Source organism: Candidatus Eremiobacteraceae bacterium, from assembly GCA_036511855.1.
Taxonomy (GTDB): domain Bacteria; phylum Vulcanimicrobiota; class Vulcanimicrobiia; order Eremiobacterales; family Eremiobacteraceae; genus JABCYQ01.
On sequence record DATCBN010000084.1, the window covers coordinates 1 to 10723 of the forward strand.

Here is a 10723-nt window from a genome sequence, read left to right on the forward strand (position 1 = left end):
GGGATTCTGGACGACGCTGACATCGAAACCGTCTTCCTTGAGGATTTTGTAGACGCCCATCCAGCCTTAGCCGTCTACGAAGCCGCCGTGCACTAACACAACGCTGAGATTGTTCGGCATTTTCCTACCCTTTCCGAGGTAGCTCGAACCTAGGGTAACCCTTAGTATAGCCACAACCCGGCCGATTTCAAGTGGAAGTTTTTCCACGTCGATGACGGGCCCCACGCTCCGATGAATAACGTTGGCCTAGCTCGAAGCCGCCGACATAGTGAGTGCGCCAGATCCACATCCCGGCGGGATTCCTCCGGAGCTCTTGCCGCCCGGGTATCGAATTGTCGCGGTGCAAAATAACCCCAGCGAATCCGGCGCGCCCGGCCAAATTCCGGACGACAACCGAAACGCAAAAAACAATCAGGTCAAGGCGGGCGCCGCGGGCATAGGTCTCACCCTACTCGCATGGTGGGCGAAGGTCAAAGGCCTGCTCTTCCTGCTCCTCAACTTCAAATGGATCGCCATCGCCGGAAAGCTGCTGCTTTCGGGCGGGTCGCTGATCGTAAGCATCTGGGCGTGGTCGCTCCTCTTCGGCTGGCCGTTCGCGACCGGATTCGTTCTGCTCATCCTCGTGCACGAAATGGGTCACGTGATCGCGATGTATTGGCGCGGCATCAAGGCGAGCGTGCCGATATTCATACCGTTCTTCGGCGCGTTCGTCGCCATGCGCGAGATGCCGCCCAACGCGCGCGTCGAAGCCGAGGTGGCGATCGCGGGCCCGTTGTTGGGAACGGCGGGAGCAGCCGTGTGCTACATCGTCGGCGCGCAGGGCGGCGGCAAGATCTGGTTCGCGCTCGCATCGGCGGCTTTCTTCATCAATTTGTTCAACATGCTGCCCGTCATACCGCTGGACGGGGGCAGAGTCGTCGGCGCACTTTCGCCGAAGCTGTGGGTGGCGGGCCTCGTGGCAATCGTCGCGATGACCATCATCTGGCACGGCGCCGGTTTGCTGTTCATCGTGTTGATCGTCGCGTTGTCGTGGCGACGCATTCTGTCTGCGTTTCATCCGGATCAAGCGACGGACCCTTACTACGAAGTGCCGTCCGGCGAGCGCCTTGCGATCGGTCTCGCATACTTCGGTCTGGCCGGATTACAGGCTATTGGTTGGCACATCGCGGGTATCGCCGTCGGCACGTCGTGACGAGTGCGCATTCAAGAAATCGTGGTCGAAGTGTCCGGCATGAGGAATTCGGATTGCGAGAAACGCGTCTCCGACACGTTGATGGCTGTGTCCGGCGTGCGTGCAGTCCGCGTCAGCTTTGCCGAGGGACGGGCGGTGGTCTCCGGCGATCCCGATATCGCGACTCCCGATGTGCTCTCCCATGCGATCGGCGTCGCGGGCTACGTGCCCGGAGAAGTTTGGTTCGCCGAGTAGCGGCGTCCGGTATGGACGAATCGGCCTTATCCGACGTGCTCGAGGTAGTACAGGGCTCCGAACGCGAGAATCAACGCGGTGACGGGCAAGAACAATCGCCGCACGCTTCGCAGAGGCTGAATCCAGTCTGACGTGGCGAGGAAGACGACGATCGCGGGTACCAGCATCACAATAGCCAGCTGAAAGATGTGTGCTGCCGTGTCTTCGTCTGCTTGAGGCGGCTGCATGTAGCCGCTAACAACCATCAGCAGCGCTAGAAGCGATAACACGACCAGAAGTGTATAGCTTGCGCGATTGTAGACCGTCCTGCATAGCGAACTGACCCACGAGCCAAGCGGCGCAAACTTGACTTGGGCGCCTTGCGTCACGTATGATAGCGAGGTTCGCCATGCGCGTACGCGCAGGCTTCCATTGTCGATTTAAGGCTGTCAGCAACGAATGCGAACTCCTCTGCTCGCGAAGAACGACGTCAACCGGACATGGTATGTCGTCGATGCTCAAGGCAAGACCCTCGGCCGCCTGGCCACCCGGATTTCTCGCGTGCTTCAGGGCAAGCACAAGCCGGACTACACCCCGCACGCCGACACCGGCGACTTCGTGGTCGTCGTCAACGCCGAGAAGATCCACCTCACCGGCAAAAAGTGGACCGACAAGATCTATTACAAGCACTCGCAATATCCGGGCGGCATGACCGAGCGCACGGCCGGCGACATCCGCACGAAGCACCCCACGCGCCTCATCGAATACGCGGTGCGCGGAATGTTGCCGGTGAACCGTTTGCGCGCCAACCGTTTGAAACGTCTGCGCATCTTCGTCGGCGCCGAGCACGAACATGTCGCGCAGCAACCTAAGGAATTGAAGACAGACTGATGGCCCACACCATAGGCAATATCCACGGCGGAACCGGCCGCCGCAAGCGCTCCGTTGCGCGCGTGCTGCTCACGCTCGGCAAGGGCGCGATCAAAGTCAACGACCGCCCCGCGGAAGAATACATGGGCCGCGCCACGCTGATGCAGATCATCCGGCAGCCGCTCGAAGCCACGAACAGCGTCGAACGATTCGACATCACCGTCAACGCGCACGGCGGCGGACTCACCGGACAAGCCGGCGCCATTCGTCATGGCGTTGCGCGCGCGCTCGTGCAGATGGACGAAACGCTGCGCCCGGTGTTGCGCAAAGCCGGCCTCCTCACGCGCGACCCGCGCGAAAAAGAGTCCAAGAAATACGGCCGCAAGCGCGCCCGCAAGCGCTTCCAGTTCAGCAAGCGCTAGACTCACAGATCTTGAAAAATCGAGCCGGCCTTCGTGGCCGGCTTTTTCTTATCGCGCCGTGCTGTTCGCGGGTGTGCCGCGCTTCTTGTCCGCGTACATGGCGCGGTCTGCAGCCGCCACAAGGTCGGCTTTGTTATCGGCTTCTCGCGGATAAACGGCGATGCCGGCCGACATCTCAATGGGGATAGGCGGGAAGCCCGCGTCGTTGCGCTGTTCCACTTTACGCCGCAACCGGCTGAGCAGCAAGCGCGCGCCGCCTTCATCGGCTTGGGGTAGGATCACCAAGAACTCGTCGCCGCCATACCGCCCGGCTATGTCGGTGGTGCGCAGGCACGACGTCACGGCGTTGGCGACGAATCGCAGCACTTCGTCGCCGGCCTGATGGCCGAAGTTGTCGTTGAAGCTCTTGAAATTGTTGAGATCGAGAAGGACGATCGCGAGTGGAAGTCCGGCGCGTTCGGCGCGCGCGATCTCGTGGTCGAGGCGCTCTTGCAGATAACGGTGGTTGGAAAGACCAGTGAGCGAATCTTCGTTGGCGCGGTCTTTCGCTCGGCCGTATAGCCGGGCGTTGCGCACCCCGATGGCGATCTGATTGGCCACCGTCTCGAATATGTTGACCTCGTCGGCGGAAAAGATCCGCGTCTCCGACGTGGCGTTGACGGAAAGCATGCCGATGACGCGGTTCTCGACGACGAGCGGCAAAAACGCTCCCGAACGCAACCGGCGCTCGCGTATCCAATCGCGATAGTCGCCCATGAGCGGGTCGCTCTCGAGATCGTCGCTGGCGACGGCTTTTCGCTCGAACACGACTTCCGCGAGTGCCGAACGCCGCCGGACCGGGAGTTTCGCGCCGACCGTCACGGGAACGTCGTCCGTTCGGAATTCCGCGGCGATCTCCAACTGCGTTTGATCGTCGGACAAGATGTCCACTGCGACCCGTTCCACGCGCAGTCCCTTTGCGATGCTGCGCACGGCGGTGTGCAACAAGCGGTCGAGATCGAGCGTGCCGATTGCAGCTGCGGAGACGCTGTTGATGAGCTTTAGCTCGTCGTGGCGCCGTTCGAGGTTTTGCGAGTGCCGCTCGAGTTCTGCCTTCGCTAGGTCGAGCGCCGCGAGGCGGTCGGTGGCCGACGTGTATTGTCTGGCGTTCGACAACGCGATGGCGCATTGATCGGCAAACGCCGCAACGACTCGGCGGTCGCGGCTGGAGAATCCGTCGAGCTGCGGGCTCTCGATGCTGAGCACGCCCAGGACTTGGTCGCCAAAAGTGAGGGGATAGGCGAGCAGCGATCGGATATCTGCCGCGCCGGCGATATACCGCGCATCGCGCGCGACGTCGGCGGCATATGCCATCTCGCCGCTTTGCGCGACCACGCCGACGATGCCCTCGCCAATCGCCAGCGGCGCCTTGCGCGCCGCGTCGGCATCGTAGCCGAGCAGCGCTTTGAGCACCAACGCCTGCGGCTCGCCCTCCAATGTGAAAATGGAGAGATAGTGGTAGCCGAATTGTTCGCGCAGCAGCGAGAGGATGGCGGCGTAGTCGACGTCGAGGCGCGAGACAAGCGCCCGGCTCACGCGCGCGAGAAATGCGTAGTCGTCGATGCGTTCGCGCAATGCTCGCGCCGCGCGGGCTCGCTGCAGCGCCGCGGTGGCCTGATCGGCGAAGAGCTGCGCAAGGCGCAGTTCGCTTGGACTCAAGCGGACGCTTCGCTCGCAGCCGTATAGCGCCAGGCAGCCGACGAGCTGGCCCCGATAGACGAGCGGCGCGAGCGAGACCGATGTGACGCCTTCGCGGGCAAGCAAGTCGCCTTGACCTATCGCGTCGAAACGCTCAGCGTTGAAGAATCGGTCGGTGGGCGGATCGCCGAAAAGCAAGCGCAGCGCCTCGCCGTCGATGACGCGCAGCGCGCGGAACTCATCGGAAAGACCAAAATCCGCCGCAGCTTGGAACTGGCCAAGTTCGTCTTCAAGAGCGATGCTGGCGGCATCGGCATGGAAGACCGCAGCCGCTTCGGCGACGATGGCGGACATGACCCGCTCGAGCTCGGTATCCGACGACGTCAGCGTGGCCAAGCGATGAAGGACCGTCATCTCTTCGGTCCGGCGGCGCTCCTCCCGGAATATTCCGGCGTTTTGGATGGCGGTGGCGGCATGTTCTGCTACTTCGAGCAGCAATTCGATTTGATCGGCGCCGTACGCGTCCTTTCGCGACGACTGCACGCACATGACGCCGATGATGCGGTCGCGCAGTTTCATCGGTACGATCAGCGCGGATTCTTTGCGCGGTTCGAGCGCGTCGCGTTCCGGCGAAGAAGGCGGATGAATCATCGAGCCGCTCTCGATGATAAGCGGCCTGCCGCTGCTATAGACGTCGAGTGCCGCACCATCGAAGGGCGGAGGCCCTTCTATGTGAAGCCGCGTTCCGCAATCGATGGCGTATTCGGTGCGCAATTCGCCCGAATCGCCGGCGGCGACGGCCACGAAGAGCCCGGGTGCGTCCATCAGCCGACGGATCTGGACGTGGATGGCGGCGAAGAGCGATTCGAGGTCGAGTTCGCCCGCGAACGCGGCCGCGCTGTCAAGCAGCGTGGCTAGCCGGTCTGCGCGGTCGAGCGCTTGCGAAGTGCGCCGGGCAAAATCCAACGACGCGGCCGCCAGGCGGACGGCAGCGATGGATACGAGATCGGTGGTCGCGTCGAAGACGCGGGCATTTTGATAGGCACAGAGGATGAAGCCGAGCGAGCGGCGGCCTCTATCGAGGCGCAATGCGAGAAGCGAGACCGCATTCAGGCGGTTTGCCGCCGCGCCGATCGGACCCGAAAGGGTGGCAGCATCGGGCACGGTGACACTCACTCTGCCGAATGGGAGCACTTCAGCGAGGTCTTCGACGGAAACGGACCGGCCCTGCGGCGGCGTTTCGCCGGACGCGGCGACGGCCGCCGGTGCATAAGCGCCCGCGCTCTCGTCGAGGATATAGACTTCGACGACCCGGCAATCGAGCAGCGAGAGCACCGCCCACGCGACGTCGCTCGCAGCCTGGCGGCCTGCCTCATCGAGCGCCGCCGGCGCAGCATCAACGGGGCCGCCCGCTACGTCCGGGCGGCTCACTTTCCTTGCGGCCTCTTATCCATGGAGTTCGTAAACGGAGATCGGCGCCGCTTTTCCCTTGATGCGCGCCATGCGGCGGGTGGTGGTGAGGAGGCCCTTGATCTTGTTGAACGTTCCCTCATCGGCGAGGATCTGATTCGGCTCGGCGATCGCTTGCAAGCGGCTTGCGAGATTGACGGCGTCGCCGATGACTGTGTATTCAAGCCGGCGCTCGGAACCGATGTGGCCGGCGACGACGTCGCCCGTTGCAAGGCCGATGCTCACCGAGAGCGGCCACGTCACGCCCGGCTGGGCGTTGAGAAGGTGGACTTGCTCGAGGATCTGGCGCGCTGCGGTCACCGCTCGTCGCGCATCGTCTTCGGCCGGTATCGGCGCGCCAAACACGGCCATGATGCCGTCGCCGTAGAACTTGTCGAGCAGACCGTTGTTCGCGAAAATGACGTTCACCACCGGCGCCAAATACCGGTTGAGAAGTTCGACGACTTCTTCCGGCATGAGGCGCTCCGATAGTTCCGTGAAGCCGCGGATATCGGCGAAGAGCATGGTGGCGGTTTGGCGGGTGCCGCCGAGCACGACGGAGTCGGGATCTTTCATGAGATCGCCGACGACGTGAGGCGCGAGGTAGCGGGAGAAAGATCGCGCGATGGCGCGGCTCTTCTCCTCGTGCATCAAATTCTCGGCCTCGAGCGCGCGGCTATCGGTCAAATCGTTGAGCACGACAGCCGTGCCCATGCCGCCGTTGGCAAGATCGCGAATGCGGAAAAACGTGATCTGCAGGACGATCGGACCGCGGATGAAGTGGGATCCGGCGATCTCGGTTTGGAGCCGCGCGTCGGTGCCTGCGCGGTACTGGTCGAGCAGCGCGGTGAAACCGGGGAGCCATGTGTTGAGCAGGCGCGCGTGCCGGCCGACGATCGTGGTGGCCGACAGGCCGAACGTCATTTCCGCCGCCCGGTTGAACTGCACGATGTTCTGCTGCGCGTCTAACACCACAACGCCGGACGCGATGGATTCGAGGATCTCGTCGTTTTGCGTCTTGGTGGACGAAAGTTTGCCAAAGCTCTCGCTCAGGTCTTCGTAGAGGCGTGCGTTGTCGATGGCGACCGCGGCTTGGTCGGCGATGGTCGAAAGCAGTTCGGGGTCGTGATGCAGCACGGTGTCCGTGCGGATCCGCGAATCGACGTACAGCGCGCCGATGACGCCTTCTTTGCCTTTGATCGGCACGCAGACGATCGACCGGATGTGGAGCGAGCGGATGGTCGCGGTTACGGTGATGTCGCGTTCGTCCAGTGCGTCGGTGGTGGCGATGGCTTCGCCGCGGTCGAGCACACGATCGACGACGGAGCGGCTTACCGCGAATTCGGGCCGTTCGACGAGGGCTGCGTCAAGATTCCTGACAGCTCGGAATTCCCTGCGGCCGCCGGCCGGATCGGGCACGACGATGAGCCCGCGCTCGGCGTTTAACGCCTCGACCGAAAGGTCGACGATGAGCTGCAGCAGAGCCGGCAATTCGCGGACGGAGTTGATGGCCTTGCCGGTGCGGACGATCGTGTCGGCCCGCCGGCGCTGCTGGTCGAGTTCATCGTCCAGACGTTGTGCGCGTGTGGACGCTACCTTGCCCTCGAGGTCGCGCGCCCGCACCTCGCGGCGCGCCTCGGCAAGCAACTCGATGAGTTTGGCGGCACTGCTCGTGCCGGGCACAGCGGGCCCGTCGGCGAGGTGGCGCGCGCCATCCAACGCCTCATCGAGGCGGGACGAAATTCGCGCCCACGGGTTATCGCGCCGGTCTTGGTCCATATAATTGATATCATCGGCATTGAGCACGAATACGGCAAGGGTCCGGGGTTTCAATCCGGCGATTTTCCCTCATGTTTGAAGCGTGGGACGCGGGTTTGGCCGTTCTCCGGACGCAGGACGGCCGCCCGCGCCGCATATCGTATCGGAACCGCACATTCTTCCGACTTGGAGGCGCAGATGTCGCAGACCGGATTTGACGCCGTCGAACGGGGCCTAGCGTTTGCGAAAGCGCGCGCGGTCGTGCTCGCAGCCGATGCGACGAACGCCCGTACGCCTGGATTCCAACCCGTCGACATCGCCCCGGATGGCGAACGTTTTGGAGGCCTGGTCGTTCGCGCGCTCGATGCTTCGGGAACGTCAGGCACGATCGAGCGCTCCATGGCCGCATCGGCGCAGAATTCGATACAATATCGCGCGCTTGCCGATCAAGAACGCGCGATGCTTCGCGAGTTCAAGTCGGCTGCGGAAGAGGCGCGCCGGTGACCGACGCAGCTTTCGACATCGCCGCGGACGGCATGGCGGCGGAACGGTCGGCCATGGACGTCATCGCCCGGAATCTTGCCGGCGGAGGTTCGGCCGGCGCCGCTCGCAATGGCGAAAGCAACGGCGACTCTTCATTTGTACCCGCATCATTTTCGAATGCGCTCGACGACGCGCTCTCATCAGCCGATCCCATCGACATCGAGATGCCGTTCGCAAACGCGATGCCGGAAATGGAAACGGCAGATATGTCGTCGCAGAACTCGCAGAATGCGCGGTCGGACGGCGATCCAATCGGTCAGATGATCGCGCTTGTCGCCACTGGCCGCGCGTACGACGCCGACGTTGCTGCGCTGCAGGCGGCCAAACAGATGGACGTCGAGGCGTCGGACATCGACAAGTTCTGAAGGGAACGCGAATCATGTTTGCAGGATCGCCGGCCGCTATCCAAGCCATACCCGCCGTGCCGTCGTCCGCCGGGCCGGAAGCAGGATACGCCGGCAATGCCGGCGCGGATGCAAGTTTTGCGGCGATGCTTGCCTCGATGACCGATAGCGCGGCGGGCGCGGTGGTCGCGGCCGATCGATCTGCGGCGATGCTCGCTTCCGGCGGCGGCGGTGTGGCGGCGGCCGCGATCGCACGCGCGAAAGCCGATGTCGCACTTGAAATCGCGTCCGTCGCGGCATCGCGCGTGAGCTCGGCTATAACCTCGCTGCTCCAGACACAAAGCTAGCAGAAGCGTGCTTGCCGAACTGCCGCAATCGTTGCCGGCGCTCACCGGCCGGGCGCTTGCGTGGATAGAGCGGCGGCGCGTCTCGATGTTCGTAACCGTGCTCGCCGTCGCCGCGGCCGGAATCGCGGCGGCATTCGCGGCACGATCGTACGGCGATGCCGCGCTATTCGAAGCGCCGCTGCATCCCTCGCAGGCGCGCGAAATCCAGAGTGCGCTCACGCTCTGGAACGAAACGTATTCTTCCGATGCGGCCGGCACGCAAGTGTACGTGCCTGCCACGCGCCGTAGGGACGTCCTGCTGCGGCTCACGCTGGCAGGTCTGCCGCGTCCGTTCGTGCCGACCTCAGCCGATATGCTCGCCGAACCGGCGAGCGCGATGACGCCGCGATCCCAGCTCGACGACCGCCGGCGCATCGGCATCGCAGGCGATCTCACCGAGACCCTCCGGCGCATCTCCGGCGTCGCCGACGCAAACGTCATCCTCACTCCTGAAGCCGACGATCCGTTCGCGCTGGATCCCGCGACGCCGCCAAGCGCGGCGGTGCAAGTCATATTGCAGCCAAATGCGCATCTGGAGCCGCGCGTCATCGATGGCATTCGACGGCTCGTGGCCGCAGCGGTCGCCGGTCTGACTCCCGAGCACGTGACCGTGACCGATTCCGACGGCGCGTTGCTCGACGGCGCCGCGATTCAAGATCCGTCCGCGTCGCGGGAAACAAGATTGCAGTCGTCGGTCCAAAGCGCGCTGGACGCGGTGCTCGGTTCCGGCGCGAGCGTCGTGCGCGTGCGAGTCGTCACCGCAGGCGCCGACGTTTCGCTTCAGTCAACACGAATCACGCCGCACGGTTTGCTCGATGCCGATGCCGGCCGCGAACACGGACATGAAGCCGCGCGGATCTTCGACAAAGAACGGCACGTTCAGCACTATGCCTACGACACCGACGTCGAACGCCGCACCACGGCGGCGGATTCGGTCCGCCGCATTTCGGTGGCCGTCATTTTGGACGCTCGCCGCGTCGATTCTAGCCGGCGCGACGACGTCGCCGGGCTCGTCCGCGCGGCGGCGGGCGCGGACCTCGGCGCGGGCGACACGGTCGTCGTCGCGATGTTGCCGTTCGCCACGCGCCCGTCATCGGACAAGATCGTGCCGGCCGCATCGCAATCGCGTCCGCTGTCGGCGCTCATCGCGATTCCCGCAGCGGCGGCGTGCGCGCTTGCGATGGCAGGCGCATTCTTGCGCCGGCGTCGCGAAATGGACACGCCGCCTGTTCCGGCAGCGGCGCGCGATGAGAATCGTACGCCCGATTTGGGCGCGAGGATCGGCGCAGAGACGCCGCGCACCGTGGCGTACTTGATGAGCGGCATGCCGCCGGGTCTTCGCGCGCGCGTGTTGCTTGAATTCGATCCCGAGCGGCGAAGTGCGATCGAAGCCTGCATCGCCGAGTGGAGCGATGATCGATAGCGGTTTCGTGCCGCTCGTGCCGCGGCGGCTTGTGGGAGGGCAAGCATCGCTTGCTCCGTCGGATGTAGGAGAGCAAGCATCGCTCGCTCCGCCGGATGTAGGAGGGCAAGCATCGCTTGCCCCATTTGCCGGCGAACGCCGGCGTGGACCAAGTCTCACTCCCATCAACACGGAACCGGACGAGATTCGCATTCGCGCGGCAGCCGTCGAATTGGCCGCTGCGGCGTGCGCGCGCGCACTGCGTTATGCGGTCGACAGAAATCCACGCCTGCTCGCACGATTTGTCGACGACGCATTGCGCGCCGCCGGAAGCCCGAAAACGGCGACGGTGCGCGTCGCGCCGCCTATGGCGGTCGCCGCAGCACGTTCCACTGAACACGACGTCGTTGCCGATCACGGGCTCTCGCCGGGCGATGTGTTTGTGGACTGCGATGCCGGCACGGTCG

Annotated in this window: 12 protein-coding genes; 9 read left to right on the forward strand and 3 right to left on the reverse strand. The window is 64.1% G+C overall.

Annotated features, from left to right (window positions below):
- The first annotated feature begins 268 nt into the window (after positions 1-268).
- Positions 269-1192, forward strand: a complete 924-nt coding sequence (locus tag VII69_10625) for a site-2 protease family protein (GenBank protein HEY5095561.1) — start codon at positions 269-271, stop codon at positions 1190-1192.
- A gap of 30 nt (positions 1193-1222) precedes the next feature.
- Positions 1223-1426, forward strand: coding sequence for a heavy metal-associated domain-containing protein (locus VII69_10630; GenBank protein ID HEY5095562.1), 204 nt, complete (start codon positions 1223-1225; stop codon positions 1424-1426).
- A gap of 26 nt (positions 1427-1452) precedes the next feature.
- Here VII69_10630 and VII69_10635 read toward each other — a convergent pair whose 3' ends face one another.
- A complete protein-coding gene (locus tag VII69_10635; GenBank protein ID HEY5095563.1) occupies positions 1453-1695 on the reverse strand; it encodes a hypothetical protein in 243 nt (80 codons plus the stop codon).
- 169 nt (positions 1696-1864) lie between these two features.
- Here VII69_10635 and rplM point away from each other — a divergent pair, with 169 nt between their 5' ends.
- Together rplM and rpsI are read left to right on the forward strand one after the other, a co-directional pair.
- The gene (rplM, locus tag VII69_10640) at positions 1865-2296 is read left to right on the forward strand and encodes a 50S ribosomal protein L13 (protein ID HEY5095564.1); all 432 of its coding nucleotides are present in this window, start codon (positions 1865-1867) and stop codon (positions 2294-2296) included.
- Complete coding sequence (gene rpsI, locus VII69_10645) at positions 2296-2697, forward strand: 30S ribosomal protein S9 (protein HEY5095565.1); 402 nt, start codon at positions 2296-2298, stop codon at positions 2695-2697. The genes rplM and rpsI overlap by 1 nt, the downstream gene beginning before the upstream one ends.
- A gap of 48 nt (positions 2698-2745) precedes the next feature.
- Here rpsI and VII69_10650 read toward each other — a convergent pair whose 3' ends face one another.
- Both VII69_10650 and VII69_10655 read right to left on the reverse strand, forming a co-directional pair.
- Complete coding sequence (locus VII69_10650) at positions 2746-5805, reverse strand: GAF domain-containing protein (protein ID HEY5095566.1); 3060 nt, start codon at positions 5803-5805, stop codon at positions 2746-2748.
- A gap of 15 nt (positions 5806-5820) precedes the next feature.
- Complete coding sequence (locus VII69_10655) at positions 5821-7656, reverse strand: adenylate/guanylate cyclase domain-containing protein (GenBank protein ID HEY5095567.1); 1836 nt, start codon at positions 7654-7656, stop codon at positions 5821-5823.
- 123 nt (positions 7657-7779) lie between these two features.
- Here VII69_10655 and VII69_10660 point away from each other — a divergent pair, with 123 nt between their 5' ends.
- From VII69_10660 to VII69_10680, 5 genes are all read left to right on the forward strand, one after another.
- On the forward strand, positions 7780-8085 hold the full coding sequence (locus VII69_10660) for a hypothetical protein (protein ID HEY5095568.1): 306 nt from the start codon (positions 7780-7782) through the stop codon (positions 8083-8085).
- Entirely contained in the window at positions 8082-8489 is a 408-nt protein-coding gene (locus VII69_10665) for a hypothetical protein (GenBank protein HEY5095569.1), read from the forward strand. The genes VII69_10660 and VII69_10665 overlap by 4 nt, the downstream gene beginning before the upstream one ends.
- A gap of 14 nt (positions 8490-8503) precedes the next feature.
- Positions 8504-8815 (forward strand): hypothetical protein, encoded by a 312-nt coding sequence (locus VII69_10670; GenBank protein ID HEY5095570.1) that lies wholly within the window; start codon positions 8504-8506, stop codon positions 8813-8815.
- A 7-nt stretch (positions 8816-8822) separates the two neighbouring features.
- Positions 8823-10277 (forward strand): flagellar M-ring protein FliF C-terminal domain-containing protein, encoded by a 1455-nt coding sequence (locus tag VII69_10675; GenBank protein HEY5095571.1) that lies wholly within the window; start codon positions 8823-8825, stop codon positions 10275-10277.
- A partial coding sequence (locus VII69_10680) for a hypothetical protein (protein ID HEY5095572.1) occupies positions 10267-10723 on the forward strand: 457 nt, incomplete at its 3' end. The genes VII69_10675 and VII69_10680, both read left to right, overlap by 11 nt.

Coding starts and splice junctions, on each gene's coding strand:
- rplM (HEY5095564.1), top strand. CDS start 1,865: ATGCGAACTCCTCTGCTCGCGAAGAACGACGTCAACCGGACATGGTAT.
- rpsI (HEY5095565.1), top strand. CDS start 2,296: ATGGCCCACACCATAGGCAATATCCACGGCGGAACCGGCCGCCGCAAG.
- VII69_10660 (HEY5095568.1), top strand. CDS start 7,780: ATGTCGCAGACCGGATTTGACGCCGTCGAACGGGGCCTAGCGTTTGCG.
- VII69_10670 (HEY5095570.1), top strand. CDS start 8,504: ATGTTTGCAGGATCGCCGGCCGCTATCCAAGCCATACCCGCCGTGCCG.